The organism is Mesorhizobium sp. IMUNJ 23232, from assembly GCF_044326205.1.
GTDB lineage: Bacteria > Pseudomonadota > Alphaproteobacteria > Rhizobiales > Rhizobiaceae > Kumtagia.
In genome coordinates, this window is record NZ_JBIRCY010000005.1 from 156,352 (window position 1) to 183,009 (window position 26,658).

General features: G+C 63.2%; 29 protein-coding genes and 1 other RNA gene. 15 read left to right on the forward strand and 15 right to left on the reverse strand.

Features of this window, described 5'->3' with window-relative positions; all coding sequences use genetic code 11:
• The first annotated feature begins 23 nt into the window (after positions 1 to 23).
• Positions 24 to 1,547: a hypothetical protein gene (locus tag ACH196_RS05560; protein WP_396645627.1), complete on the forward strand. Its 1,524-nt coding sequence runs from the start codon at positions 24 to 26 to the stop codon at positions 1,545 to 1,547.
• A gap of 341 nt (positions 1,548 to 1,888) precedes the next feature.
• Entirely contained in the window at positions 1,889 to 2,416 is a 528-nt protein-coding gene (locus ACH196_RS05565; protein ID WP_396645628.1) for a glyoxalase superfamily protein, read from the forward strand.
• A 102-nt stretch (positions 2,417 to 2,518) separates the two neighbouring features.
• Here ACH196_RS05565 and ACH196_RS05570 read toward each other — a convergent pair whose 3' ends face one another.
• Both ACH196_RS05570 and ACH196_RS05575 read right to left on the reverse strand, forming a co-directional pair.
• Positions 2,519 to 3,058: an OmpA family protein gene (locus tag ACH196_RS05570; protein ID WP_396645629.1), complete on the reverse strand. Its 540-nt coding sequence runs from the start codon at positions 3,056 to 3,058 to the stop codon at positions 2,519 to 2,521.
• Positions 3,059 to 3,069: 11 nt separating this feature from the next.
• Complete coding sequence (locus ACH196_RS05575; RefSeq protein WP_396645751.1) at positions 3,070 to 3,720, reverse strand: L,D-transpeptidase; 651 nt, start codon at positions 3,718 to 3,720, stop codon at positions 3,070 to 3,072.
• A 210-nt stretch (positions 3,721 to 3,930) separates the two neighbouring features.
• Between ACH196_RS05575 and ACH196_RS05580 the strand changes: the two genes are divergently transcribed.
• The 4 genes from ACH196_RS05580 to ACH196_RS05595 all read left to right on the forward strand — a co-directional run bounded on the left by ACH196_RS05580 (position 3,931) and on the right by ACH196_RS05595 (position 7,635).
• Positions 3,931 to 5,079 carry a metallophosphoesterase gene (locus ACH196_RS05580; RefSeq protein WP_396645630.1) on the forward strand — a complete coding sequence of 383 codons (1,149 nt, stop codon included), beginning with the start codon at positions 3,931 to 3,933 and terminating at the stop codon, positions 5,077 to 5,079.
• A gap of 145 nt (positions 5,080 to 5,224) precedes the next feature.
• The gene (locus ACH196_RS05585; RefSeq protein ID WP_396645631.1) at positions 5,225 to 5,809 is read left to right on the forward strand and encodes a TetR/AcrR family transcriptional regulator; all 585 of its coding nucleotides are present in this window, start codon (positions 5,225 to 5,227) and stop codon (positions 5,807 to 5,809) included.
• Positions 5,806 to 6,642, forward strand: coding sequence for an EamA family transporter (locus ACH196_RS05590; RefSeq protein ID WP_396645632.1), 837 nt, complete (start codon positions 5,806 to 5,808; stop codon positions 6,640 to 6,642). The genes ACH196_RS05585 and ACH196_RS05590 overlap by 4 nt, the downstream gene beginning before the upstream one ends.
• Positions 6,643 to 6,756: 114 nt before the next feature.
• On the forward strand, positions 6,757 to 7,635 hold the full coding sequence (locus ACH196_RS05595) for a dienelactone hydrolase family protein (protein WP_396645633.1): 879 nt from the start codon (positions 6,757 to 6,759) through the stop codon (positions 7,633 to 7,635).
• Between the two features lie 156 nt (positions 7,636 to 7,791).
• Here ACH196_RS05595 and ACH196_RS05600 read toward each other — a convergent pair whose 3' ends face one another.
• On the reverse strand, positions 7,792 to 7,998 hold the full coding sequence (locus tag ACH196_RS05600) for a hypothetical protein (protein ID WP_396645634.1): 207 nt from the start codon (positions 7,996 to 7,998) through the stop codon (positions 7,792 to 7,794).
• Between the two features lie 177 nt (positions 7,999 to 8,175).
• Positions 8,176 to 8,661 carry a thioesterase family protein gene (locus tag ACH196_RS05605; protein WP_396645635.1) on the reverse strand — a complete coding sequence of 162 codons (486 nt, stop codon included), beginning with the start codon at positions 8,659 to 8,661 and terminating at the stop codon, positions 8,176 to 8,178.
• A 100-nt stretch (positions 8,662 to 8,761) separates the two neighbouring features.
• Here ACH196_RS05605 and ACH196_RS05610 point away from each other — a divergent pair, with 100 nt between their 5' ends.
• Positions 8,762 to 10,165, forward strand: coding sequence for an FAD-binding oxidoreductase (locus ACH196_RS05610; RefSeq protein WP_396645636.1), 1,404 nt, complete (start codon positions 8,762 to 8,764; stop codon positions 10,163 to 10,165).
• 12 nt (positions 10,166 to 10,177) lie between these two features.
• Here ACH196_RS05610 and ACH196_RS05615 read toward each other — a convergent pair whose 3' ends face one another.
• Genes ACH196_RS05615 through ACH196_RS05625 form a run of 3 tightly spaced genes read right to left on the reverse strand, consistent with a single transcriptional unit; the run spans position 10,178 to position 11,508 of the window.
• On the reverse strand, positions 10,178 to 10,468 hold the full coding sequence (locus tag ACH196_RS05615; protein ID WP_396645637.1) for an addiction module antidote protein: 291 nt from the start codon (positions 10,466 to 10,468) through the stop codon (positions 10,178 to 10,180).
• A complete protein-coding gene (locus ACH196_RS05620) occupies positions 10,461 to 10,766 on the reverse strand; it encodes a type II toxin-antitoxin system RelE/ParE family toxin (RefSeq protein WP_396645638.1) in 306 nt (101 codons plus the stop codon). Before ACH196_RS05620 ends, ACH196_RS05615 begins: the two co-directional genes overlap by 8 nt.
• A 40-nt stretch (positions 10,767 to 10,806) precedes the next feature.
• On the reverse strand, positions 10,807 to 11,508 hold the full coding sequence (locus tag ACH196_RS05625) for a glycosyltransferase (protein WP_396645640.1): 702 nt from the start codon (positions 11,506 to 11,508) through the stop codon (positions 10,807 to 10,809).
• A gap of 481 nt (positions 11,509 to 11,989) precedes the next feature.
• Here ACH196_RS05625 and ACH196_RS05630 point away from each other — a divergent pair, with 481 nt between their 5' ends.
• Entirely contained in the window at positions 11,990 to 16,096 is a 4,107-nt protein-coding gene (locus ACH196_RS05630) for an AsmA-like C-terminal region-containing protein (RefSeq protein WP_396645642.1), read from the forward strand.
• Positions 16,097 to 16,111: 15 nt separating this feature from the next.
• Here the strand turns inward: ACH196_RS05630 and ACH196_RS05635 are convergent, their stop codons facing one another.
• The 4 genes from ACH196_RS05635 to ACH196_RS05650 form a co-directional block, all read right to left on the reverse strand.
• Positions 16,112 to 16,396, reverse strand: a complete 285-nt coding sequence (locus ACH196_RS05635) for a ribbon-helix-helix domain-containing protein (RefSeq protein ID WP_396645644.1) — start codon at positions 16,394 to 16,396, stop codon at positions 16,112 to 16,114.
• Positions 16,393 to 16,581, reverse strand: a complete 189-nt coding sequence (locus ACH196_RS05640) for a DUF4169 family protein (protein ID WP_396645646.1) — start codon at positions 16,579 to 16,581, stop codon at positions 16,393 to 16,395. Before ACH196_RS05640 ends, ACH196_RS05635 begins: the two co-directional genes overlap by 4 nt.
• 33 nt (positions 16,582 to 16,614) lie before the next feature.
• Positions 16,615 to 17,163: an SspB family protein gene (locus ACH196_RS05645; RefSeq protein ID WP_396645648.1), complete on the reverse strand. Its 549-nt coding sequence runs from the start codon at positions 17,161 to 17,163 to the stop codon at positions 16,615 to 16,617.
• A gap of 253 nt (positions 17,164 to 17,416) precedes the next feature.
• A complete protein-coding gene (locus tag ACH196_RS05650) occupies positions 17,417 to 18,088 on the reverse strand; it encodes a TetR/AcrR family transcriptional regulator (RefSeq protein WP_396645650.1) in 672 nt (223 codons plus the stop codon).
• Between the two features lie 148 nt (positions 18,089 to 18,236).
• On the opposite strand from ACH196_RS05650, the gene ACH196_RS05655 reads away from it, so the two are divergent.
• Positions 18,237 to 19,451, forward strand: coding sequence for a multidrug effflux MFS transporter (locus ACH196_RS05655; protein ID WP_396645652.1), 1,215 nt, complete (start codon positions 18,237 to 18,239; stop codon positions 19,449 to 19,451).
• A 21-nt stretch (positions 19,452 to 19,472) separates the two neighbouring features.
• Here ACH196_RS05655 and ACH196_RS05660 read toward each other — a convergent pair whose 3' ends face one another.
• From ACH196_RS05660 to ssrA, 4 genes are all read right to left on the reverse strand, one after another.
• Complete coding sequence (locus ACH196_RS05660) at positions 19,473 to 20,027, reverse strand: AAA family ATPase (RefSeq protein WP_396645654.1); 555 nt, start codon at positions 20,025 to 20,027, stop codon at positions 19,473 to 19,475.
• Between the two features lie 48 nt (positions 20,028 to 20,075).
• Complete coding sequence (locus ACH196_RS05665; protein ID WP_396645656.1) at positions 20,076 to 20,423, reverse strand: DUF86 domain-containing protein; 348 nt, start codon at positions 20,421 to 20,423, stop codon at positions 20,076 to 20,078.
• Positions 20,413 to 20,715, reverse strand: coding sequence for a nucleotidyltransferase family protein (locus ACH196_RS05670; RefSeq protein ID WP_396645657.1), 303 nt, complete (start codon positions 20,713 to 20,715; stop codon positions 20,413 to 20,415). The genes ACH196_RS05665 and ACH196_RS05670 overlap by 11 nt, the downstream gene beginning before the upstream one ends.
• A 42-nt stretch (positions 20,716 to 20,757) precedes the next feature.
• Positions 20,758 to 21,114: a transfer-messenger RNA gene (ssrA, locus tag ACH196_RS05675) on the reverse strand.
• A gap of 148 nt (positions 21,115 to 21,262) precedes the next feature.
• On the opposite strand from ssrA, the gene ACH196_RS05680 reads away from it, so the two are divergent.
• The 6 genes from ACH196_RS05680 (at position 21,263) to hflC (ending at position 26,649) form a co-directional block, all read left to right on the forward strand.
• Positions 21,263 to 21,574: a DUF2853 family protein gene (locus tag ACH196_RS05680; RefSeq protein WP_396645658.1), complete on the forward strand. Its 312-nt coding sequence runs from the start codon at positions 21,263 to 21,265 to the stop codon at positions 21,572 to 21,574.
• A gap of 157 nt (positions 21,575 to 21,731) precedes the next feature.
• Positions 21,732 to 22,526, forward strand: coding sequence for a thymidylate synthase (locus ACH196_RS05685; RefSeq protein ID WP_396645660.1), 795 nt, complete (start codon positions 21,732 to 21,734; stop codon positions 22,524 to 22,526).
• A 79-nt stretch (positions 22,527 to 22,605) separates the two neighbouring features.
• Positions 22,606 to 23,619 (forward strand): DUF4424 domain-containing protein, encoded by a 1,014-nt coding sequence (locus ACH196_RS05690; protein ID WP_396645662.1) that lies wholly within the window; start codon positions 22,606 to 22,608, stop codon positions 23,617 to 23,619.
• Complete coding sequence (locus ACH196_RS05695) at positions 23,619 to 24,149, forward strand: dihydrofolate reductase (RefSeq protein WP_396645664.1); 531 nt, start codon at positions 23,619 to 23,621, stop codon at positions 24,147 to 24,149. The genes ACH196_RS05690 and ACH196_RS05695 overlap by 1 nt, the downstream gene beginning before the upstream one ends.
• A gap of 443 nt (positions 24,150 to 24,592) precedes the next feature.
• A complete protein-coding gene (gene hflK / locus ACH196_RS05700; protein WP_396645666.1) occupies positions 24,593 to 25,693 on the forward strand; it encodes an FtsH protease activity modulator HflK in 1,101 nt (366 codons plus the stop codon).
• Positions 25,693 to 26,649: a protease modulator HflC gene (gene hflC, locus ACH196_RS05705; protein ID WP_396645667.1), complete on the forward strand. Its 957-nt coding sequence runs from the start codon at positions 25,693 to 25,695 to the stop codon at positions 26,647 to 26,649. Before hflK ends, hflC begins: the two co-directional genes overlap by 1 nt.
• The last annotated feature ends 9 nt before the right edge of the window (positions 26,650 to 26,658 follow it).

The window sequence follows — 26,658 nt, forward strand, 5'->3', positions numbered from 1 at the left end:
TCCATCAGACGCTGGACGGGCCGATGGACCTCCAGTTCACTGCAACGCTCGCGTCAGGCGTTACGGCCAGCGGCTCCTATTACCTGAACGACAATATCGGCGGCGCCGCACTGACAAGTGACTTTACCGTAACCTTGTTTGATGTGGCGGCGGACTTTACCGGAACGGCCGGCTCGGATGTTGTCTTCGGATCGGCTCAGGCCGACAAGTTGCGCGGTGGAGAGGGGAACGACTTTCTCATCGGCGGCGCGGGCGATGACACGCTGGCCGGCGGAGACGGTGACGATGTACTGAGCGACGGCGAAGGTTCGAACTATATCAGCGGCGGCCTCGGACGCGACACCGTCTCCTATGCGGATTCTCCCACAAGGATGTGGATCCAACTGATGGATCTCTGGGGTCACGGTCAGAATGGGGTGTTCGATCACTACAACTCGATCGAGAACCTCATCGGATCGAAATACAACGATACCTTGATGGGGAATGATGGCGCCAATCTGATCGTGGGCGGCGGAGGTGTCGATTCCATGCGCGGACTTGGGGGAAATGACACGATCATAGGCGGCAACATCGCGAATGTGATGCAGGGCGAGGGCGGAAACGACGTCCTCATTGGTGGCTCCGGGGTCAATAGCTTCTTTGGCGGCGAGGGGGCGGACAAAATATATGGAGGAGCCGGAAACGACTCAGCCAGTTACTACGGTGCCGCTACCGGCGTTATCGTGTCGCTCGTCGATCAGTCGATCAACACCGGCGAGGCTGCTGGCGACACATTGGTCAGCATCGAGGACCTGAGCGGTTCCGACTATACCGACACGCTCTATGGCGATGGCAACGCGAACAGGTTGTACGGCGGCGGGGGCGACGACACGCTGTTCGGGAACGCAGCCGATGACACTCTGATCGGCAGCTCCGGAGACGACATTCTGTGTGGCGGCGCCGGTGCGGACGCGCTGTGGGGCATTGAGAACAGCGGGGGCGATACTGGTGGCAACGATACCGCGTCCTACCAGACGGCTACGGCAAGAGTCGTGGCCAGCCTTCAGAACAGCGCCAACAACACCGGCGATGCGGCGGGCGACAAATATTCCCGAATCGACAACCTTCTCGGGTCCGACAATGGAGACTCGCTAGCTGGTAACGGCTTTGGCAATGTTATCGATGGCGGCGCCGGGAACGACACGCTGCGCGGCTATGGCGGCAACGACAAATTGATAGGAGGGGGCGGCCAGGACATTTTTGTATTTAGCTCGGTCCTGAGCGCAAGTGCCAACGTTGAGACAATCGCCGACTTCAACGCGGCGGACGACACGATCCGCTTGGAGGCGCGCGTATTTTCGGTGTTGCCGGCTGGCACGTTGGCGGCAACCGCGTTCAGGGCCAACGCTAGCGGAACCGCTGGAGATGCAGACGATCGGATCATCTACAATTCCGCAACAGGTGGCCTTTTCTATGACGAAGACGGCAATGGCGCGGCGGTCGCGGTCCAGTTCGCAAAGCTGACGGGAGTGCCTTCGATCAGCGCGGCGGACTTTGTGGTGGTCTGAGCAACGGGTAAGCCGACGGCCACTTCAGACTATCGATAGCCGTCTTTGTCGATAGTCGGCAAGGCGCGGCTTCCGGTCTATCACGGACAGCGTCTCGATGAGCGGCTGGGGCGATCAAGGCCGGAATCCAAACCGCGACCATGCCTGTGCTCCATCGTTGACGCCGCCTGCCGCCGCCGCTAGCTTTCCTGCCGGCCGCGACGCAGCCGGCAGTCCGCGCCCGCAAGGGTTTTGGCGAATGCGTCGATCTGAAAAAGTCCAACCGGTAAACCCTTTCCGGCGGAGACTTCGGCAATGCGGGCGCTGAGGCAAGACTTCGCCGGGACGGAGAACCGGAACCCATGCGTACATTTTTGAACGCCAAGGCGATGGCGAAGGCCATGCGCGAACAGCTTGCCACGCGCGGCGTGACGATCCAGCATGCCGAGGCGCTGGAGATCGTGGCGAAACAGTTCGGGCTGGAAAGTTGGAACGTGCTGTCGGCAAAAATCGGCGAGGCAGAGGTCGCGCCATGGCGCTTCGAGCCGCCGGCGCCGATCATCAGGATTTTCGACGAGGCCAGGGCGCGCGACTTCTATCTCGGCTTTCTCGGCATGACGCTCGACTGGGAACATCGCTTCGAGCTAGGTATGCCGCTTTACTGCCAAGTGTCGCGCGGGGCGCTGAAATTGCATCTAAGCGAGCATTCGGGCGACGCCAGCCCGGGCGCCAACATGCTGGTCTACATGACGGGCGTCGAGGCCTGGCAGAAGGAGTTGGTCGGCAAGAACTACAAATATAACCGTCCCGGCCTGCAGCGGCAGGACTGGGGGCTGGAATGTGAGGTCATTGATCCCTTTGGGAACAGGATCCGGTTTCTGGAAGTTTGATCGCAGTAAATCCGGGGACAGTTTACTTAATTCCGGGGCGTAGGGCGCTGATGTTTCAGCGGCATAGTCCGGAATTAAGTAAACTGTCCCCGGATTTCCGCCTCACGGCGCGTCGTATTCGTTGCGCAGGTTGGAGACGACGCGGCGGTTCTGGACGCGGCAGGCGGTGTCGGTGCAGGCGCGCACGAGGCGGTCCTTGCCGTAGCCTTTCGCCCACATGCGCTTGGGGTCGACGCCCTTCGAGACGATGTAACGCATGACCGCGTCGGCGCGCTTCTGCGACAGCGCGACCTGCGTGGATTCGGAACCCGGATCGTCGGCGAAACCCTGAAGCTTCATGAGCCAGCGCGGATACTGCTGGAGGAACGCCGCCTGCTTGTCTAGCGTGGCGCGCGCCACGGAGTCGAGCTCGGCCGAGCCGGAGGCGAAGAAGGTGCGGCGGCCGACATTGAGGATGAAATCCTCCTCGCTGCCCGGCCCGGCATTGGCGAAGCCGGCGGCTGGATCGTTGGTCTTGCCGATCTCGTTGGGATTGACACCGGGCGGTTCCGGCGTTTCCAGCTTTGCGGTGGTGCAGGCGGCGAGCGTGACCAGAAGGCCGGCGGCGAGAAGCCGCCGGAGGGCGTCGTGACGGACGATCATCGGCGGCTATCCTATTGGTCTTCGAGTTCTTCGGGTTTGGCGATCGAACGTTCCGCCTGTTCCGCAAGATGCGGCAGGACCTGCACCGCCGTGCCGATCGGGCAGCGCTGGTAGAGGTCGATGGCGTCCTCGTTGAACATGCGGATGCAGCCGGAGGAGGCGTCCGTGCCGATGCTCCACGGAGCGATGGTGCCGTGGAAACGGTAGCCGGTGTCGGCGCCGTCGCGATGCAGATACATTGCGCGGGGACCGAGCGGATTTTTCGGCGAACCGCCTTCAACCGAGGCTGGCAGTTCCGGATGGCGCTTGCGCATTTCCGGCGGGGGGGTCCATTTCGGCCACAGCGACTTGCGGTCGACGGTGGAGCGGCCAAACCACTGGAACCCTTCCTTGCCGACGCCGACGCCGTAGCGGATCGCCGTCTTGTTCTCCATGATCACATAGAGGAAGTGGTTGCGGGTATCGACGACGATCGTGCCCTGCGGCTCGCTCGACTTGAATTTTACGACCTGGCGCTGCCACTTCTTGTCGATCTTCTTGAAGTTGGTGGCGCGGAAGGTGATGCCATTGTCTGTGATGGTGCCGGCGAAATAGGACGACGCCTGCGCATTGGCCTCGGCGCCGGCAAATCCGGTCGCGGCAGCGGCCATCGCGCCGAGCATCACTTCGCGTCTTGAGAGAATCATCGGCAATCGTCCCCCGCAAACCTTCCGATCGCGGTGGAGCATAAAGCAGAGTTGTTCCGGTTCAACTGGAAATCTGGGGCTTTTCCAAAGAGATGGCCGAGTGTCACCGTGCGGCAACGCGTCGTCGCTGTTGAAGGACTTTGGTACTGCGGTATTGTGAGCCGGATCACCGGCTGGCGATGAGCGATGGTAAATAAATCCTTAGTCGAGCCTCTGGGCGGCCTCGCCAACCTGTCGCGGCGGTGGTTGATCGGCGGTGCCCTGGCCAGTCTGGGCGTGATGACCGCCCGAGGGGCTTTTGCGCAGGCAAGCGCGGGCGTCGGCAAGACCGACGTGACCTTCCTGTTTTCCAACGACATCCATGCCTGCCGGATGGGCGAGGGGCTGAGCCCCAACTGTGCGCAAGAAGGTAAGACCGATGCCAATCTGCTCAAGCATATCGCCGCGCTGAACGGGCTGGAGCACGGGCGCTGGCCGCAGGTTGTCAACGGCGTGGCGAGTGGGCTGGCGAGCGCGGGCGGGCGGATCGGCAAACCGCGCGGGCTGGTGATCGGCGGCGATATGACCGACGACGGCGGCGGGCAGATCGCCCTGCTGCACGAGGGCACGCAGCTCCTGCAGTTCAGCCACCGCTACCAGGAGGGCGCCGGTCCTGACCGCGTGCATTTTCCGGTCTATCTCGGCCTCGGCAATCACGACCTCGACCAGGACGGACTGCCGCCCGACGTCGACTGGTACCGGCGCGAGCTGCGCGACTATGTCGAGATCACGCATCGGCCAGGCGTGTTCTTCAAGCCGCCGGTGCCGGCCGACAGTTACGACGCGGCGTCGGACTGCTATTCGTGGAACTGGGACCGACTGCATCTCATACAGGCGCAGCGTTTCGCCGGCGATACCAACAAGGGCGCGGTGAGCGGCCTGTCCTGGCTGAAGGCGGATCTCGCGGCCTATGCCGGGGACGGAAGGCCGGTAGTAGTCTTCCAGCATTATGGCTGGGATTCCTTTTCGATCGAGCGCTGGGACGCGGCCAAAAAGACCTTCGACGACGAGGGCGTCGGCGCGCCGCACTGGTGGAGCGACGCGGATCGCCGCGCCATGCTCGGCGTGCTGGAAGGCTACAACGTCGTGGGCATCTTTCACGGCCACCAGCACGAGACGCCGATGATCTACCGGCGCGACGGGCTCGACATCTTCAAGCCGAAGGCGGCCTATATGGGCGGTTTTGCGCTGGTGCGGATTACCGACAGCTTCATGGACGTCGTGCTCGGCGAGGCGGCTGGGCCGCATGGCGAGGTGGTTTTCACCAACGCTTTCAGTAAGCCTTTGCGGGGCTAGCCGGCAAGCGGATCAAGCACGAAATCTCAGCTTGACGCTGACCGGAGCCCGATCAATCGACGCTATTCGGAAGCCATGTTGACGGGCGAGGTCATGTCCATATAGAGATGAGACAGACCTGTCTCATCTCTATATGGACGCCACGATGACGGCACCTCCCGGAACTTCCGACAAACGGCAGACCATCGTCGAAACCGCCTACCGCCTGTTCAAGCGCTTCGGCTTCCACGCCACCGGCATCGACCGGATCATCGCGGAAGCGGACGTGGCCAAGATGACGATGTACCGCCACTTCCCGAACAAGGACGGCCTGATCGTCGAGGTGCTGAACTGGCGGGCACGGCGTTTCGACCGCCAGTTCGACCAACTGGTTGACGATGCGATTGCGCCCGAGCGGAAGATCGAGACCATCTTCGACTGGCATCGGCGCTGGTTCCAGACCACCGATTTCCATGGATGCCTCTTCGCCCATGCCCTGGCGGAATTCGGCGACCCCGCGCATCCCGTCTTCAAGGCCGTGGTCTCGCAGAAGACCGGGCTCAAGCGGCGGATGCAGGCCATCCTCGAAGGCATAATGCCCGCCGAGCAGGCCGAGAGCGTTTCGGCGGCGCTGCTGATGCTGATCGAGGGGGCGACGCTGATGGCACAGATGGGAAGGGGCGACGATGCCATCGCCGACGCCTGGAAAGCCGCATCGGGCATCATCACGGTGAAGGATAGGCCGCGATGAGCCCGGCGGTCATCGGCCTGGCCCTCTCGGCGGCGATGCTGCACGCAACATGGAACGCCTTTCTTCGCAACGGCGCCGACCGCCTCTGGACCGTCACGGTCATGAGTTTTTCCAGCACGATCGCCGGCGCGGTAGTGGCGATGCTGTTTCCCTTTCCGGCCTCCACGGCCTGCCTCTACATCGCTCTCTCGGCCTGTCTTCAGGTCGGCTACAGCGTTTTCCTGGTCGCCGCCTACCGCTACGGCGAGTTGGGACAAGTCTATCCGATCGTTCGTGGGACGGTGCCGTTGCTGGTGACGTTCGGCGGGTTTCTGTTCGCCGGCGAACGTCTCGGCCCTTACCAGATGACCGGCGTGATCCTTGTCGCTGCAGGCATCATGAGCCTTTCACTCGGGCGGGACAGGGCTGCCTTGTCGTCGATCCTGTTCGCGTTGGTGACCGGCGCGATCATCGCGGCCTACGCAACCGTCGACGCCATCGGCGTTCGCCAGGCAGGCCATGCGGGCGCCTATACGGCCTGGGTCCTGATCCTTTACGGCGTCCTCTTGCCGGGGACGTTCGTCCTGTTGCGGGGAAGGCTCGCGGTGGATGTTCGATCGCCGGAGACATGGAAGGCGCTCGCGGGCGGGATCGTCGCGCTGGTCGCCTACGGCGCCGTTGTCGCCGCATTCGCGCTGGGGCCGGCCGGTCCGATAACCGCCTTGCGGGAAACCAGCGTCGTGTTCGCGGCGCTTATCGGCGGGGTGTTTCTTGCCGAAAGGTTGACTGCAAGAAGGATCGCCGCGTGTGCGGTCGTCGCGCTCGGAGCCGTCTGCATTGGATATCAACCATGACCGTCGCCCGGTTGGCCAAGAGGCCGCCGACGTGGCCCAGCCTCACGAAGCCTTGACTGGACGCTTTCCTGTCCGCCCCTATCTTGCAGACCTCATACAATTTGGGAGCGAGCCATGAACAAGCCTGCCATCACCCAGGCGATGATCGACGCTTATGACGAATACACCCATCTGACGCTCGACCGGCGCGGGTTCATGGAAAAGCTGACGAAGCTGGCGGGCACGGGCGCGGCGGCTGCGGTCATCGCGCCGATGCTTGCGGCGAATTCCGCACAGGCGGCTGTTGTCGCCGAGGACGATTCGCGGCTGAAGGCCGAGGATGTTACCTGGCCGGGGGCTGACGGCGAGATGAAGGGTTATCTGGTCAAGCCCGCGGACCAGAGCGGAAAACTCGGATCGGTGATCGTCATCCACGAGAACCGGGGCCTCAACGCCCATATCAAGGACGTGGCGCGCCGCGTTGCGCTGGAAGGGTTCGATGCGCTGGCCGTCGACTTCCTGTCGCCGCTGGGCGGAACGCCGGCCGACGAGGAGAAGGCCCGAGAAATGTTCTCGCAGCTCGATCCGGCAAAGACGGCGGCCAACGGCGCGGCAACGGTGACCTGGTTGAAGGGCCAAGAATGGTCGAACGGAAAAGTCGGCGCGGTCGGCTTCTGCTGGGGCGGCGGCACGGTGAACAATCTTGCCATCGCCTCGCCCGACCTCGTGGCAGGCGTTGCCTATTACGGTGCGCAGCCGAAGGATGCGGCGGCGATTGCCAACATCAAGGCGGCGTTGCTCTTGCAGTATGCCGGGCAGGACGAACGCATCAATGCCGGCATCGACGCCTACAAGGCGGCGCTGACGGCGGCGGGCAAGGATTTTACCGTCTATGTCTATGACGGGGCGCAGCACGCCTTCAACAACGACACTTCGGAGGCGCGCTACAACAAGGAAGCGGCGGAACTCGCCTGGGGCCGGACGATCGCGTTCTTCAAGGAGAAGCTGGCGTAGGCAGTAGGGCAGTAGGGCAGTAGGGCAGTAGGGCAGTAGGGCAGTAGGGCAGTAGGGCAGTAGGGCAGTAGGGCGGTAGGGGCTGCGTTCCTCTGCCCGCTTGCGTCCTCGCGCCCCGTCAGGGCGGTGGCGATGACACCGCATTGCTCGTTCCGATCATCCTACCTCGGGCGTCAGCCTTCTCGAGCGCGCCAGTTTCAGCACGTGGCGGGCATAGATCATCTGCATCGGTATGGGCTTGCCGCGGCGCTCGATCTGGTAGAGTTCGTCGTCGATCATCTTGATCGCCCGCCAGAAGTCATAGTCGCTAAGCCGGCCGTCGGACGCAAGGCGCGCCGACATGGTGGCGATATCGAGTTTCATTCTCATCTCCGGCGAGTCGCAAGTCCGCCCCATGCGACTCGATTCGATAGAGCGGAGTCTTCGCGCCGGAGCGTGCCGGATCAACCGGCCGGATCATTCAAATTGTGCATAAACGGTAACCTTAAGAAATCGCCTCCTTTTATGGTTAAGGAAGGGTAAACGTCCGTTGACGGAGCGTCAGGACGTCTTGCGCCGGATGCCGATCGAGCGGCCGGAGCGCTCGGGTTTCGGCAGGACGGCATGAGCGGAGTGCATGGCGGCGACCTTTTCGGCGATGTCGGCCGGGTAGGGCGCGACCTTAGGGCCGGCCATGTCGATGTGCAGAGACAAGGTCTCGGAGGTGGCGGCCAGCCACCCGTCGACGTGGCGGATCTCCTGGTAGGCGGTGAAGCGTTTTTCGTCATGGTCGAGAAGCTGGAAGCTGACGCGCACCCGGTCGCCGAGATGCAGTTCCTGCACGTAGCAGATGTGGACTTCCGCCGTGTAGACGGTGAGTTTTCGCTCCTTCGCATAGGCCGGGCCGAGGCCCATCAGTTCGAAGGCTTCGTCCGAGGCTCGGTCGAGCAGCACGTTGTAGTAGGCCATGTTGAGATGGCCGTTGTAGTCGATCCAGTCTTTCTGGATGTCCATGATGTCGGAGACGAAGGGAACGGGCAGGGACATGGATGAAGTCTTTCTGGATGCTGGACAATCGGGCTGCTCTGGGCTTAGGCGAACATAAGGTTCGGCGGAAGCAGCCGATGGTCCATTCGCGGAGGAAATCATGGCTTTGAGCGACCTGCGGCGCGTTCCGCGCAACGAGGAGGGTGTCGGCATCGTGCTGGGCGTGCTCAAGCAGCGGTTCGGCGAGCGGCTCCAGACCGGCCAGTCGATCCGCGAGCAGCATGCACACACCACCACCTACATCCCGACACAGGCGCCGGACGGCGTCGTCTTTCCGGAGAGCGGCGAGGAGGTGCAGGAGGTCGTCAAAATCTGCGCCGAACATCGCGTGCCGGTGATCGCCTATGGTACCGGCACGTCGCTGGAGGGGCATGTCAACGCGCCGGGCGGCGGCATCTCGCTGGATACGTCGCGCATGAACCGGATTCTGGCCGTGCATGCGGAGGATCTCGACTGCATCGTCGAGCCCGGCGTGACGCGCGAGGCGCTGAACGCGCATCTGCGCGACACCGGCCTGTTCTTCCCGATCGATCCCGGCGCCAACGCCAGCCTGGGCGGCATGGCGGCGACCCGCGCCTCCGGCACCAATGCGGTGCGCTACGGCACGATGCGCGAGAACGTGCTGGCGCTGACGGCGGTGCTTGCCGACGGCAGTCTTATCAGCACCGGCAGGCGCGCCAAGAAGAGTTCGGCCGGCTATGACCTGACGCGGCTGATCGTCGGCTCGGAGGGAACGCTCGGCATCATCACCTCGCTGACGCTGAAACTTTACGGCATTCCGCAGGCGATTTCGGGCGGGGTCTGCCCGTTCCCGAGCATCGAAAAGGCTTGCGAGGCGGTGATTGCCACGATCCAGATGGGTATTCCGGTGGCACGCATCGAGCTGGTCAACGAGTTGCAGATGCGGGCGATGAAGACCTATTCGAAGCTGGATTATCCGGAGTCGCCCTGCCTGTTCGTCGAGTTCCACGGCAGCGACAGCGGCGTCGCGGAACAGGCCGAGATGTTCGGCGAGATCGCCGCCGAATACGGCGGCGGTCCGTTCCAGTGGACCAAGGTGGCCGAGGAGCGCGCAAAACTGTGGAAGGCGCGGCACGACGCCTACTGGTCGGCCCTCACGTTGCGCCCGGGCGCCAAAAGCCTGTCGACGGACACCTGCGTGCCGATCTCGCGGCTGGCCGAATGCATCGCCGAGACGCAAGCAGACATCGACGAAATGAAACTGATCGCGCCGATCGTAGGCCATGTCGGCGACGGCAATTTTCATGTCATGGTGCTGATGGACCCTGACAGCCACGAGGAGATCGAACGCACCGAGCAGTTTGTCGCGCGGCTGAACATGCGGGCCATCGCCATGGACGGTACCTGCACCGGCGAGCATGGCATCGGCCAGGGCAAGATGGGTTTTCTCGAACACGAGGTCGGCCACAGTGTCGAGGTGATGCGGGCGATCAAGGCGACACTGGATCCGAAGGGAATCTTGAATCCGGGGAAGATTTTCTGAGGGCGTTGCGGGTCAGGCGGCGTGGCGCTTGCCGGTCATCTCGAAGCCGATCGCCTTGAGCACCGCGAGTGTGGTTTCCAGCGTCGGATTGCCATCTTCGCTTAACGATTTGTAGAGCTGTTCCCGCGCCAAACCGGTTTCGCGTGCGATTTTCGTCATGCCCTTGGCGCGGGCGACAACACCAAGCGCCCGCGCGATATATCGCGCGTCGCCAGTCTCGAAGGCATCGTTGAGAAAGACCTCGATCGCTTCATCCGAGGTCAACGCATCCGCAGGGTCATAGTCATAAAGTCTCTCAGCCATTTCGACCGTCCCATTCGATGGCAAGCCGTTTTGCTGCCCTGATGTCCCGATCCTGCGTGCTCTTGTCTCCACCACATAGTAGCACGATGATCTCGTCACCCCGTTGCTGGAAGTAGATACGGTAGCCCGGTCCGTAGTGGATTCGCAGCTCGCTGATTCCTTCGCCAACCGGCGATAGGTCTCCGAAAAGCCCGTTCGCCAATCGAAAAAGACGGGCAGCAATTGCTGCCCTGGCCTTTGGGTCGCTGAGCTTGCGTTCCCATTTTTGAAAGGTCTCAGTCTGCTTGAGCCGTGCCATGATGATGTAATCTATAAATTACACATCGTCAAGTTTGTGCTCAAATCGGCTTGAAGTCCGGGTCGATCTTACGCGCGACGGCGCGCCACTCGTCGCCGTAGTCGACGTCCTGCCAGTTCTTGAACCACGGACCGCCATTGGTGAAATGCACGGCGTTGGGCGTACCGGTCGCGGGCTTGTCGTTCCAGCCTTCCAACCAGTTCCATTCGACCGGGATCTCGCCGATCTCGTCGTCGGCCGCCCACTGCATGCGGTGAAGGTAGGCGCCGCTTTCGCGGTTGATGAGTTCGGGAGTGAGCCGGCGGGTCGAGGGGTGGTCGCAGTTGAACAGCATGAAGGACGACCAGTTCTTGCGCGGATAGTTGGTCTGCACCTTGCCGTCCATCTTGACCGTCGCCTTGGGCGTGTAGTCGTGCTTGACGCAGGCGACGGCCTTGCTGTCGTCCTGATATTTCAGCAGGCCGGCCACGTCGCCGAGGAACAGGAAATCGCAGTCGCAGAACAGCGCCCAGCCCTGGTAGCCGGCGAGCCATGGCGTGAAGAAGCGCGAATAGGTGAATTCGGTGGAGGCGAGCGGGTCGACCTCGCGCGTATAGGCGCTCTTCTCGACAAGCTCGTTCAGTACGATCGGCATGACGCGCACCGGGATCGAGGCGTGTTCCAGGATGGTTTTCTTCGCCACGTCGTAGGCTATCGGTTCGCGGGAATCCCAGCCGATGTAGATGTCGAGTGATTTCGTCATGCTTGCCTCTATGTTTTCATCCAATCTATACAACCGCTTCCAAAAAGGCCAAACGCACCGCGACGGTTCCCTTCCGAAACGGGGGCGCAACCGGGTCCGGTCGCCATTGCCGATTGCAGGGATTTTCCGCTCATTGTCGTGCGTCTCTCGATCCGCAGGTTGCCGACGCAGGCGCCCTCACGCGGATCGATCCATCCAAACCGGCACAAACCCGCACCTTTTGCCGACGATGATGGGGGAGGGCGGCTGATTCGCCGCCGTGCCTGGATTGCCGACGCCGCAACATATGGCACGAAGGAACGACAAACGCACCTGCGGCCTTGTAAGAAGCCGACAAACGCCCGCGTGCCCTGAGATATCGCCACCTTATCGACAGACGGGTGCGGTATCGAGCAATCCACTGACATTGGACCGGCGGCGATGGTTCAACCGGAACGCATCTTGCTCTACAGTGCCGCTCCGCTTCCATGAATGAAAGGGCTTGATTCTGGCGCGGCTGTTCGTCTTCGTCGGTGGATTTTTCGTCCTGGTGCTGACTGCGGCGCTGGTGGCGCCGTATTTCATCGACTGGACCAGTTATCGCGCCGAATTCGAGCGCGAGGCGAGCGCAATCCTCGGCCGCAAGGTCGTGGTGCAAGGCGACGCCGAGGCGCGGCTGCTGCCGTTTCCGTCGGTGACTTTCTCGGACGTCGCGGTCGGCGGCGGGGCGCATGGCGAGCCCGCAATGACGATCGAGACTTTTTCGATGGACGCCGAACTGGCGCCGTTCCTGCGCGGCGAGTTTTTGATCTTCGACATGCGCATGGTGCGGCCGAAAGGCGTCGTCGACATCGCCGAGGACGGTACGGTCGACTGGGCGGTGCGGCCGTCGAGCCCGATCCCAGCGGCGAAAATCGCGCTGGAAAAGCTGACGGTCACCGAAGGCCAGATCGACGTGCGCCACCGGCTGAGCGGGCGCACGCACCGACTCACCGACATAAACGCCGAACTGTCCGCCAAGTCGCTGGCAGGCCCGTGGCGGGTGGAAGGCGCGTTGAGCTTCGACGGGATGCAGACCGCGCTGTCGGCGACGACCGGCGTCGCCGATGCCGATGGCCGGATGCGGCTGCGTGTCAGAGCGACGCCGACGGTCCAGCCGGTGTCGCTGGACACCGATGGCGAGGTGGCGCTGCGACCGGAGGGGCTGGTCTATTCCGGAACGTTCCGCCTGGTGGAAGCGGTTGCGAAAGAGGATGCCAAGGAGATCGATGCCGCGGCGACGGCACCGCCAAAACAGCCAGAAGCGCCGGGCTACCGGCTTAGCGGCCAGTTCTCGGTCGACAGCCGCAAGCTCGACGTGGCGGCTTTCCGCTTCGAGACTGGCCCACTCGACCAGCCCTATACGGCTGACGGCACCGCCAGCCTCGATTTCGGCGCCGAGCCGCGTTTCGCGATCAAGGCCAGCGGCGCGCAGATGCGCTTCGATGAGGCACTGGGCGCAACCGACGGTTCCAGCCTGTCGCTCGAACAGCGGATCGCGGCTTTCGAAGCGGCGATGCTCGACCTGCCGAGGCCGACGATGCCGGGTTCGATCAAGGTGGACCTGCCCGCTGTGGTCGTCGGCGACACGACGATCCGTGATGTGCGGCTGGCAGCCGAGCCGGCGGCGAATGGCTGGACGATCAAGTCGATGGGCGCGACGCTGCCTGGCCGCACCACGCTTGAGGCCGACGGGCTACTCAAGACCGATGGCGATTTCGGCTTCACCGGCAATCTTCTGCTGGCCGTTGCCCAGCCATCGGGTTTCGCGGCCTGGGTCGCCAAGGACATAGATGACGCGATCCGCCGGCTGCCCGCGGCGGGGTTCAGCGCCAAGGTGGAGATGACGGAGCGGCGGCAGTTGTTCCGCGACCTCGAGCTGGTGCTGGGCGATGCCCGCTTTCGCGGCGAGATCGACAGCCGCGAGCCCGCCGAAGCGCGCGCGTCGGTCTTCATCAGGCTCGACGGCGATGCAATGGATGTCGACGGGCTTTCCGCTTTCGCTTCGCTGTTCGTCAGCGATGAGGGACGCAACCGTTTTGCCGACTCCGATCTCGATTTCCAGGTCAAGGCCGGCCCGGTGCGCGTGGCAGGCTTGTCGGCGGAAACCGTGGATACGGCGCTGCGGCTGCGGCAGGGGCGTCTCGAGATCGACCGGCTGTCGATCGGAGGGCTGGCCGGGGCATCGATCAGCGCCACCGGCGCCATCAGGGATTTTCCCGACAATCCAACCGGCAATATCGATGCCTCGATCGTCGCGGTCGATCTCGCGCCGCTGGCAAAACTCGCTGCCGAAAGTTTTCCCGACAATTATCTGCTGCAGCAGCTCCAGCGGCGGGTCGCCGCCCATCCCTCGCTGCTTTCGGATGCGCGTGTCGACGTCGTGGCAAGTGCCGCGGCGAACAAGGATGGCACATCAGGCATGGCGCTGAGCCTGCAAGGCAATGCCGGGGGATCGGCGCTGTCGGCCAGCCTGTCGGGAAACGGCCATCCGGCCGGCGCTGGCGATGCGCAATTGTCCTTAGCGCTTTCGGCGCGCAACGAGGATTCGACGGCGCTGCTGGGGCTGCTCGGGCTTCCGACCTTGCCGCTGCCCGGCATCGGCGCGGGGGAATTGACGCTTTCCGCAAAGGGCGTCGCGGCAACTGGCCTTGCGAGCAAGCTCGAGCTCAAGGGCGACCGGTTCCTAGCCTCCTTCGACGGGACGACCAGCATCGACGGCGACGGGTTTTCAGCCAAGGGCAAGGCATCGGTGGAGGCGGCGGACATCGAGCCGTGGCTGATGACCTTGGGGGTGGTGCTGCCCGGCATGGGGCTGGGCACAGCGGCCGAGTTTTCGGCGCAGGCGGATCTTGGCTCCGGCCTGCTGGTGCTGAGCGGCATGGATGGCGTCGTCAACGAGACGGCTGTTGCCGGCGACCTCAACGTCGAGTTCAAGGACGGCATGCCGAATTTCAGCGGCGCTTTGGTGCTTGACGAATTGCCGCTGGAGCCTTTCGCCGCGATGATGGTCGGCGAGGAGGCGCTGAAGAGCAATCAGGGCGCATGGGCGACGGCCCCGTTCAGCCAGAAGGCGGTGCTGCCGTTCACGGGTTCCGTCGATGTTTCGGCCGCGACGCTGACGGCGGGAAGCGCCAGCGCCTACGACGCGACCTTGTCGCTGGGTATCGGCGCGGAGGGTTTTCGCGCCGACAATATCAAGGCGACTTATGGTGGCGGGCAGCTCAGCGGGCGCTTCGAACTGAAGAACAATGGCGGTACAGGGCTGTTTTCGGGGCAGGTGCAGCTCAACGGGGCCGATCTTACGTCCGACAGCGGGATTGGGGGGCTGGCGGGTAAGGGCAATTTCTCGGCCACCGTCTCGGGAAGCGGTAAGTCGGTCGAGGCGATCATAGCTGCGCTTTCCGGCTCCGGCACGGCGGCGATCAAGGGGCTTCGCATCGATGGTATCAATGGCGATGCGCTGCCGGCCTTGCTGGCCCGCGCCGATGCCATCGGTCGCGACATCGATGCCGCCAAGACGGGTGCCTTTGCCCCGGAAATCGGGGCCGCCGGCTCCTTTGCCGGGGGTGACGCCGATGTGGCCTTTACCATCGCCAACGGGGTTTTGCGGGCGCCGCCGGTGACGCTGGAAAATTCTTCGGCGCGCATCTCGGCGGAATTGCGTGCCGACCTGAACACCGGCGACCTTTCGGCGAGCGGCACCGTCACCTATGCGGCGGGAGAGGAGGCGCTGGCCGGATCGGAACCGGCGCTGCGGTTCACCGCCGAAGGGCCGGCCGGCGACGCAAAAATTACCTTCGACAGCGAGCCGCTCGCACAGTTCCTGACGCAGCGGGCATTGGAGCGCGAGCAGGCGCGGGTGGAGGCCATGCAGGCCGTCCTGCTTGAAAAGCAAAGGCTTCGGCGCGAGGTGCGTTATTATGCGGCGCTGGAGGCCGAGCGCAGCCGACTGGCCGCCGAGGCGATGCGCAAGGCTGAGCAGGAGGCCCGGCAGCGGGCGGAAGCCGAGGCGCGCGCCAGGGCTGAAGAGGAGGAGCGTAAGCGGCTGGCCGCGGAGGAAGCCAGGCGGCAGGCGGAAGAGGCCGCGAGGCTCAAGGCCGAGGAAGAGGCGCGTCTCAAAGCCGAAGAGGAAGCAAGGCAACGGGCGGAAGAAGAGGCGCGGCAAAGGGCGGAGGAGGAAGCTCGCAAGGCCGAGGAAGCACGACGCAAGGCCGAGGAAGAGGCAAGGCTGAAAGCGGAGGCCGACGAAAGGGACCGCATCGCCGCCGAGCAGGCGCGGGTTGCCGCGGAACAGGCCGAGCAGGAGCGGCAAGCGGCTGAAAAGGCCGAAGAATCCCGGCGCCAGACCGAGGAGGTGGTGCGCCGCCAGGCCGCGGAGGAAGCGCGGCAGGCCGATGAAGCCGCGCGCCGGGCGGCTGAACAGGCGCCCCGCCGGCCGGTCCAGCCGGAAGCCGAGACGCCGTCGGATGAACCGCGCCAGGGCCTGGAGATGGGCGACTATCCGCCGCTCGCGAAGCCGAAGCCCTCGGCGTTCGAGGATTTCTTCCGGTCGCTGACGGGAGGATGAAACCCGGCGAGAGGGTTACGGCACTTGGGTCGGAAGCGCGGGCTTGAACGGTTGGGAAGCTGTAGCTTTGACCTCTAAATTCGCCCGTTCACTCTTCACCCAATCCAGAACGTGGACGCGGATGGCCGAGGAAAGATTTGCTTCGCGGGGCCGGCCTTCGTCGATCTCGGCAATCAGGGCGGCAAGAGGCAGACCGCGCAAGCTGGCGATCCTCGCGAGTTCGTCGAAGAAGGGTTGTTCGAGCGAATAGCTGGTCCGGTGGCCGCGGATCGAGACCGAATGTTTGCGCACAAGGCTCATTCGGTGGCTTTGGGGTCGCGGCGGCGCGCCTCGACATGCGCGTCCAGCCTGCCGGCTTCGGCCCGATCCCTCTGTTTTTCGCCCTTGGTGCGGCCATGGCGGACGCGGTTCTCGTCAGCGAGACGCGCCTTCTCGTCGCGGTCGCGGCGTTTCCTGGCGGCGCGAAGGTTGACGATGTCGCCCATGACAAAATTGTCCCCGAGCGCAGGCTATGCCGGCTATTTCTTGCGGAAGGCGTCGAGCGAGACGACGTCGGCGCCCTTGCCGTCCTCGGCCACGGCGGCTGGCTTGGCGGGAGCCGGCTTTTCCTTTTCCTTGGGTTCCGGCTTCTTGGACGCGGCAACGGGGGCCGGTTTCTTTTCGACGGCGACCGGGCGAAGCGGCTCGGGCGCAACAGGCGCGGCCGCCTCGGTCTTCACGTCGAACTCCAGTTCGAAATTGACCGACGGATCGTAGAAGCCGCGCACCGCCGAAAACGGAATCTCCAGCTTTTCCGGAACGTCGGAGAAGGACAGGCCGATCTCGAAGCCGGTCTCGGTGACTTTCAGGTCCCAGTACTGGAACTGGATGACGATGGTCATCTGCTCGGGATAACGCTCGCGCAGCCGCGACGAGACGCGCACACCCGGCGCGCCGGTGAGGAAGGTGATGAAAAAATGATGGCTGCCCGGCAGGCCCGTGCGCGCAACCTCGGCCAGAACCTTGCGCATGACGCCGCGCAACGCCTCCTGGGCAAGAATGTCGTAACGGATGTGGTCTTCGGCCATCGCGCTGCGGGTTCCGAGTGAATCGACTGCCTTACCTCTAATGAAGGATAGGGCCGCCGTAAACGGAATATAGGGCTCGGCATGCAGAGCTTCAGGTGAGGCTGGCCTGCAAATGCAGGCTTTCTGCGCTTCCGGTGCTCACGTACCCAAAAGTACGCTCCGCTCGTCGCTTCGCGACCCCGAAAGCCAGCATTTTCGGCTCAGCCTGACCTGAATCTCTTGCATGCCTATGCGGAGCGGACAAATAAATCCTCTAACCGCGTTTGCCATAGGCGCGGAGAAACGTGCGAACGGCGTTCTTTGCCGAGGTTTCGAGAAAATTGTCGTCCATGTCGTCGCCGAGCAGCATGGCGGTCTGCAGGTCGGCATTAACCAGCGCCAGGAACTGGCGAGCGGCGAGGTCGGGGTCGTCGAGGTCGAGATGACCGGAAAGGGCGAGGCGGGCGAAGCGTGCGGCGAGCGCCGACCAGACCTTTGCCGGGCCGTTGACGCGCCAGTCGGCGAAGAGTTCTGGGTAGCGTTCGCCCTCGGACTGGATCAGCTTGCGCAGGAATTTTCCGTCGCGGTTGCAGATGCAGTTGCGCGTCAGGCGGACTGCGAAGGCGGCGAGATCGGCCTCAAGGTCCGTGGGTTTGTCCGGAAAGGTGGCGAGCGTGTCGAAAATGTCGGCGTTGATGCGCTCTGTGACCTCGCGGACGACGGCCTGGAACAGCTTTTCCTTGTCGCCGTGATGGTTGTAGACGGTCTGGCGCGAGACGTTGGCCTGAACGGCGATCATGTCGATGTTGGTGCCGCCAAAGCCTTCGCGGCAGAAGACGCAGGCCGCCGCGTCGATGATCGACAGGCGCTTCTCGATATGGCCGCGCGGGCCGGTTTCGATCTGGCCGCGGGGGCCGGCTATGTCAGGAGCGGTGACAGGTGGCATCGGAAATTTATGTACACCTGATTGACAATTTGGACAAGAGCGTCCAAAAATATCGATATTGTGCAGTGCGGGAGCTTTTGGCCGAAGCTTCGCGTTGCCAGGCCGCCGCCATTCCGGACTAGCGGCCGCAGCAAAAGAGCCATACGTCATGCAAACGAATTACCTGCGCTACGCGATTGTGCTTGGGCTGGTTTCAGCCATCGGGCCGTTCGCGATCGATATGTATCTCCCGGCATTGCCGTCGATCGGCGCCGACCTCGGCGCCAGCGACATGGCCGTGCAGATGAGCCTGGTCGTGGTCTTCCTGTCCTTCGCCATCGGGCCGCTTTTGGTCGGGCCGCTGGCAGACATCCATGGCCGCAAGCCGATTCTCTACGGTGGATTGGTGGTGTTCGCGCTGGCGAGCGTCGGCGCCGCACTTGCCCCCAATGTCGGCTGGCTGATCTTCTTCCGCCTGGTGCAGGGGCTTGGCGCCAGCACGGGCATGGTCGTGCCGCGCGCCGTCGTGCGCGACCTGCACACCGGCCCCGAAGCGGCCAAGCTGATGTCGCTGCTGATGCTGGTGTTCAGCGTGTCGCCGATTCTCGCGCCGCTGACCGGCAGCTTCATCATCGACGCTTTCGGCTGGCGCGCGGTGTTCTGGGCGGTGACGATTGCGGCGGTGCTGGCTTACATCCTGATGGTCGCCGGCCTGGAAGAGACGCGCCCGGCCGAGATGCGCGGCGGCAGCTCGTTTTCCGCCGCCTGGGCGGGTTACAAAAAGCTCTCGGTCGATCGCAGCTTCCTCGGCCTCGTGCTGATCGGCGGTTTTGGCATCGCCAGCTTCTTCGTCTACCTCGCCAACTCGTCCTTCGTGATCATCGACCACTACGGCATGTCGCCGTCGACCTACAGCCTGTTCTTCTCGGTCAACGCGGTTTCGTTCTTCGCCGTGTCGCAGTTCAGCGGCTGGCTGGCGCAGAAGTTCGGCTTGCGCCGCGTCGTGCGCATCGCCGTGTTCGGCTACGCGGCCGTGATGATCGCGATGTACGCCGTGATGGCGACCGGTGTGGAGTCGCTCGCCTTCATGGCCGTCGCCCTGTTCTTCGGCTACGGCTTCCTCGGGCTGGTCATCCCGACGACCTCGGTGCTGGCGATGGAAGACCATGGCGAGATCGCGGGAACGGCGTCGGCACTGATGGGCACGCTGCACATGATTACCGGCGTCGCCGCCATGACGGTGACAGGGCTGTTCGCCAACGGCATGCCGATGCCGATGATCACGGGTATTGCCGCCTGCGCGGTCATTGCGCTGGTTTTGTCCGTGGTGACGCTCGGTTCCCGGCGCCGCCGCCAGGAGATGGAGGTTGCGCCGGCAGAATGAATGCGGGCGTACCGAGTGAGATTATGTCGAGGGCGCCGCGAGCGCCCTTGATTTTATGAAGGCCAACCTGTCGGCAATCGGGGCGCGCGGCACTGCCACCAGATCGTAGCCGCAAGCGGTGTAGGCTGCGGCCACCGCCTCGAAGGTTCGCACCGCCTCGGCAAAATCCTGCTTGCGCTCGGTGTCGTTGCCGTAGATTTCCGGCCAGGGCGGCAGGATGAAGACGGTCCTGTTGTAGCGGAACTTTTCCGCGGCGCGGCGAAAATGATCGGGGACGGGCAGGCCGCATAGGTTCATGTAGCCAACGCATTCGGGAACGCCGCGGTCGAAGAAGACGGGGCCGGCGACAGCAAGCGCCTGGTTCCAGGAACGCATCTCCCAGGCGAGCATCAATTCGGCGAAGAGTTTCTGGTCGGCCCAGTGCAGCGCGCTGCCGCCGATGGTCACCTGGTCGCGGATGATACTGCGCCCGGCTTCCTCGGTGCCGGCGAAACCCTCGGCGCGTAGTGCGTCGATCAGTGTGGTCTTGCCGGAGCCGGGGCCGCCGGTGAGGACGAAGAAGGTGTTGGGAGACATCGCGCCAACTATTGATCAAGAACGAAAATTGAGCGGCGGGACAGATCGCTATTCGCCTTCGCGCTGGATCTCGTCTTCGACGATCGCACGAAGGGCAGGGAGGGAGAGCTTGACGGTTTGCCAAACAACGGCAGCCGAAACATAATCGTAGCCGTGCCTGTAGATGTTCCCCGCACCTGCGATCTGCTGCCAAGGGGCGTCCGGATGACGGTCCTTGATCGTCGCAGGCAAGCGGCGAGATGCCTCGGATATTATCTCCAGAGCCCGCGTCACGGCGTAGAAACGGAGGGTATCCGTGGCCAACTCGTCTTTGCTGGTATCCGCTAGAAACGTTTCGGCGTGGCCGATGTTCTCGAGGATATCGAGGAGGGCGTTGCGCTCCCGCTCAGAAAGCATAGACGAGATCGCGGGTGACCGCAGAGCGTATGCGGGGCTTCAATCCAGCACCGTCAATGACATCCACGGGCTGGCTGAACAGGCTTGCGACCTCTTCTTGAATGCCGACGTAGTCGTAGATCGTGATAGGCAGCGCCGGATCGAGGTCGACTAGGATATCGATGTCACTCCGGGGCTTGGCTTCGTCCCGTGCAACCGAGCCAAAAACACCGGCATGCTGAATGCCTTTTGCGCGCAATTGTGACTCGGCGGCGCGCAATGTTGCCAGTGCGTCTTCACGTTTCGTGCCCATGCCGCGATCGTATCAAACGGAAAGCTCAGTCGCGAGAAGGAAAGTGGAGGTTTCTGTTGCCAGGTACCTCCGAACCCCGCCTAGAAGTGCGAACCTCTAGGACTTGATTTGAAGCTATCGCACCGCATTAAGCGGCGAGACGTGCTTCCGCATAGTTGTCGTTGGCAACTATAAGTTTAGCCCGATAACGGTGGTACAATGCCGGGCAAAAGTACGATCTTTACACCTTCGTCGATCCTATTTCGCCCCCAGCAGAAGCCGCCTTTTTGCGGCGGCTTTTGGTGGAGGCGCCGGGTACCGCCCCCGGGTCCGAACGGCTTATTGCATCGCCCATTTATTGCCATAGTCAGGCAAGCTGACGGACCGAATATAGGGGGCCGGCGAAGGAATTGAAAGCCCCGGCGCATTCAAGCGAAAGCGCTTGTGGACGGCCATTCGGCCTTGACTCGCGCCGGTACGTCCACAAAGCTTGGGTTGTGGAAACGCGTCCGAAGTCCAGCCGGTGCGATTCGGCTCTTGGACGGCACGCACAGCCGGAGGGATAGAGATGGCCGATTACCTTGCAGACGTGAAGAAATACGATGCCGGCGCCAGCGCCGAAGTCGTCGACAAGATCGTCAAGCATCTCGGCATCGCGCTGCGCAACCGGGATTCCTCGCTGGTTTCGGCCACCGATCCCAAGGAACTCGAGCGCGTCAAGACCAACTGGGCCGGCAAGAAGCTCGGCGTGACCGACGGCGCCAAGGCTGACGCGGCAATCGCCAACACCGCCAAAGCGATGGCTGCCGACAATTCGAAGAGCCGCGTGACGTTCTACTACCTGGTGGCGAAGGAACTGGGGAAGCTCGGCTCGCTGTAGGGTTGGTCCGATGCGGTCGGCATCGTGCCGGCCGTTCGCGTTCCGGCACTTGCCGGCAAGATGTCTGTTGACGATATCTGGAGAAGCGGCCGCGACTGCTGCCCGCAGGCGCTGCCAGATGTTATGCTTGGGACCATCCTGACCCTTTCGTGATCCGATGCGCCAGTATCTCGACCTTCTCGACCATGTGCTGAAAAACGGCACCGACCGTCCCGACCGGACAGGCACCGGCACGCGCGGGGTGTTCGGCTATCAGATGCGCTTCGACCTCAGCCAGGGCTTTCCGGTGACGACCACCAAGAAGCTGCACCTGAAGTCGATCATCCATGAACTGCTGTGGTTCCTGGCCGGCGACACCAACACAAAATATCTCACCGACCATGGCGTGACGATCTGGGACGAATGGGCTGACGAGAATGGCGACCTCGGTCCGGTCTATGGCGCGCAGTGGCGCTCCTGGCCGACGCGCAATGGCGGCTCGATCGACCAGATCGCGAACCTTCTCATACAGATACGGAAGAATCCTCACTCGCGGCGTCTGATCGTCTCGGCCTGGAACCCGGAAGAAGTGGACCAGATGGCGCTGCCGCCGTGCCACTGCCTGTTCCAGTTCTACGTTTCCGACGGAAAGCTGTCGTGCCAACTCTACCAGCGATCAGGCGACATTTTTCTCGGCGTTCCCTTCAACATCGCTTCTTATGCGCTGCTGACCATGATGGTGGCGCAGGTGACCGGGCTCAAACCCGGTGATTTCGTGCATACGCTTGGCGACGCGCACATTTATTCCAACCATTTCGAGCAGGCGCGCGAGCAATTGAAGCGGACGCCGAAGAAACTGCCGACGATGCGGATCAATCCGGCGGTCAAGGACCTTTTCGCCTTCCGTTTCGAAGACTTTTCGGTCGAAAACTACGTCGCCGACGCTAGCATAAAAGCACCGATCGCCGTGTGACGATCGCTTGCGGGCGGTGACCGTCGTTCGCTTCCATGCGGCGGGAGCCGCTCCGGTTCCGTCATCAGGGAGAAGAAGAATGTCCCGACTTGTCCGGGTTCTCTGCGCGGCGGCAGGGCTGGCGTCGATGGCCGTGCCTGCGGCGGCTAACGATTCCATCGCCGGACTCGGCGCCGGCGGCATTATTCTCGGCCGCACCGACGACATCGCCATGGAAAGCGAAAAACTGTTCATCTCGATGCAGGAGGTGAAGGTCGACTATATTTTTCGCAACCAGTCCGACAAGGATTTCGAGACGATCGTCGCCTTTCCGATGCCGGACGTCGATGCCAACCCGCACGAGATGCCGCAACTGCCGGACGACACCTCCGACAATTTTTTGGGCCTCGAGGTGACGGTGGCTGGCGCGCCGGTGAAGGCCGAACTGGAGCAGCGGGCCGAGGCCGTGGGCGTCGACGTGACCGGATTGCTGAAGGCGCAGGGCGTGCCGGTCAATCCCTTCGCCAAGCCGGTCTTCGCCGCGTTGGAAAAGCTGCCGGAAGACGTCGCGGCCGACTGGATCGATCGCGGCATCATTTTGATCGATTCCTACGACGACGGCTCGGGCTGGAAGAACGTGCGCACGCCGCTGTGGACGCTGAAATCCACCTATTGGTGGCGGGCGAGTTTTCCGGCCGGCAAGCCGGTCGCGGTGGCGCATCGCTACCGGCCGAGCGTCGGCGCCTCGGTCGGTCTGAACTTCTACAACGGCAGCGCGTTCCAGGAGGCGTATCCGGAATACAGGCAGCGCTACTGCATCGACAAAAGTTTCGAGAACGCCGTCGTCAAAGCGAAAGCCGGCCCTGACGGCTATCCGGCGCTGTCGGAAAACCGCCTGCAATATGTGCTGACCACCGGCGGCAACTGGGCGCTGGGCACGATCGGGAAATTCCATCTCACGGTCGACAAGGGCGACCCGAAAAACCTCGTCAGCTTCTGCGCGACGGGATTGAAAAAGACCGGGCCGACGCGGTTCGAACTCGAAGCCACGGATTATTATCCTGAGCGCGACCTCGATATCCTGATCCTGGAACCGGCGGGCACGGCGAACTGATGCGTATCGCGATCTATGCCGCCGTCGCCGAAAATGGCGTGATCGGCCGCGAGGGTGGGCTGCCGTGGCGGCTTTCGAGCGACCTTAAGCGTTTCAAGGCGGGCACGATGGGTAATCCGATCGTGATGGGCCGCAAGACCTGGGAGAGCTTTCCGAAACGCCCGCTGCCCGGCCGGCTCAACATCGTGATCAGCCGCGATCCGGCCTATCGCGCGGAAGGCGCGGAGGTGGTCACCTCGCTCAAGGATGCGCTGACGCTGGCGACCGCAAAGGGCCGCTGCATGGCCGGCGCGGATGAGATCTGCATCATTGGTGGCGGCGAGATCTACCGGCAGGTGATCGGCCTCGCCGACAGGCTGAAACTCACGCATGTGCTGGCCGACATCGACGGCGACACGCTGTTTCCCATCGTCGACCCGGCAGTGTGGGCCGAGGTCTCGGCAGAGGACGTGCCGGCCGGCGAGAAGGACAGCCATGCGACACGTTATACCGTCTATGAGCGACGTGATGAGGCAGCCGGGCGGACGTAGTCTTCGATCTCGTCATGAGTTTCTGGGCGGCGGCGATCGTTTCGAAGCCGGCCTAAAAATGGACGGCAGCGAGACCGGAAATGCCGCATTGTCGGCTGCCCGTCCGGCGTGGCAGAAGCATGCGCTACAGCAAATAGCGGGGCGATCCGGCAGTTTCCTGGTAATTTGACGTGGGATTGATCGTGGCGGGCGCGGCCCGCGTTGAAAGCGTGACGGCGCAACCCTATACAAGGGACAACGACTGCATACGACCGCCGGTCACGGGTGTGTTGAGATTTGGGTGATGCTGGCCTGCAAATGGTGATTTCTGCGCTTCCGGTGCTCACGTACCCAAATGTACGCTCCGCTCGTCGCTGCGCGACCTCGAAATCGCCATTTTCGGCTCAGCCTGACCCAAATCTCAACACACCCTAACGTGCGGCGCGCGGAGTGAAAGGAATTCGATGCCCTGGAAGAATCAGAGCGGCGGCGGCGGCCCTTGGGGCGGCGGCGGCAATGGCGGCGGAGGTGGTCCATGGGGCCAGGGGCCGCGCGGTCCGAGCGGCCCGCAAGGTTCTCCGCCCGACCTCGAGGACATCATACGGCGTGGCCAGGACCGGCTGAAGAACGTGCTGCCCGGTGGTGGCGGCGCCAACCCGCTGATGTTTGCCATCATTGGCATCGTGATCGTCGTGTTCTGGCTGTTCCAGGCAATCTACACCGTGCAGCCCGACGAACTGGCCGTTGAACTGCGCTTCGGCAAGCCGAAGGCGGAATTGTCCGAGCCCGGCCTGCACTTCCACTGGTGGCCGATCGAAACGGTCGAGAAGGCCAAGACCGCGGAGCAGCTCATCGACATTCCGGAAGGGCGCGGCAGTTCGACCACCGGCCTGATGCTTTCGGGCGACCAGAACATCGTCGACGTACGCTTTTCCGTCGCTTACCAGGTAGCCGATCCGAGGGCCTATCTTTTCAACGTGGCCGATCCGGACAAAATGCTGCGGCAGGTCGCCGAAAGCGCCATGCGCGAGGCCGTCGGACGACGCCCGGCGCAGGACATCTTCCGCGACGACCGCCAAGGCATCGCCGACACGGTGCGCACCAACATCCAGCAGACGATGGACGAGTACGGTGCGGGCCTGACTATCAACGCCATTTCCATCGAAGACGCCGCGCCGCCGCGTGAGGTGGCTGACGCGTTCGAGGAGGTGCAGCGCGCCGAGCAGGACGAGGACCGCTTCGTCGAGCAGGCTAACCAATATTCAAACCAGAAACTCGGCGCCGCGCGCGGTGATGCCGCGCAGATCCGCGAAGAGGCAGCCGCCTACAAGAACCGCATCGTGCAGGAGGCGGAAGGCGAGGCTCAGCGCTTCATCTCCGTCTACGATGAATATGCCAAGGCTCCGGATGTGACGCGCAAGCGCCTCTATCTCGAAACCATGGAACGGGTCATGCGCGACGCCAACAAGGTGATCGTGGAGCCGGGCAGCGGCCAGGGCGTGGTCCCCTATCTGCCGCTTCCCGAACTGCAGAAGCGCGCCCCGGCCACCGGAGGGAGCAATTGATGTCGAACCGCCTCGCAGCTATTGGCGTTGTCGCCATCGTCGTGCTTTTCCTGATCTATTCTTCGATCTTCGTGGTAAACGAGCGGGAACAGGCAATCGTGCTCCGCTTTGGCGAGATCGTCGACGTGAAGACCGAGCCCGGAATCTACTTCAAGGCGCCGTTCGCCTTCCTCGAAGCCGACAATGTCCAGATCATCGAGGATCGCGTCATGCGCTTCGACCTGGACGACATCCGCGTCCAGGTGTCGGGCGGCCGGTTCTATGAGGTCGATGCCTTCATCGCCTATCGCATCAACAATGCGCGGGTGTTCCGCTCGGCCGTATCGGGCAGCGTGCCGCTGGCCGAGCAGCGGCTGCGCACCCGTCTCGACGCGGCGCTGCGTCGCGTATACGGCCTGCGTGGCTTCGAGGCCGCCCTGTCGGAAGAGCGCGCGTCTATGATGCGCGAAGTACGCGACCAGCTTCGCCCCGACGCGACATCGCTCGGCCTTGAGATCGAGGACGTGCGTATCCGCCGCACCGACCTGACGCAGGAGGTCTCGCAACAGACCTACGACCGCATGAAGGCCGAGCGTCTCGCCGAAGCCGAGCGGCTCAGGGCGCGGGGCAACGAGGCGGCGCAGCGCATCCGCGCCCGCGCCGACCGCGAGGTCGTCGAGACGGTGGCCGAAGCCCGCAAGGAATCGGAAATCCTGCGCGGCGAGGGCGAGGCGCAGCGAAGCATCATCTTCGCCAACGCCTTCCAGCGGGATCCGGCTTTCTTCGAGTTCTACCGTTCGATGAACGCCTACGGCACCAGCCTTACCAGCCAGGGCACGACGATGCTGCTGACGCCGGATTCAGAGTTCTTCCGCTACTTCAAAAATGCGGAGGGAACTCCGACCGTCCAGCCGGCGGCGCCTGCCGCTCCAGCTCCGGCGCCCAGTGGGACTTCGTCCACAGGCTCCGTGCAATAGGCGCCGGCA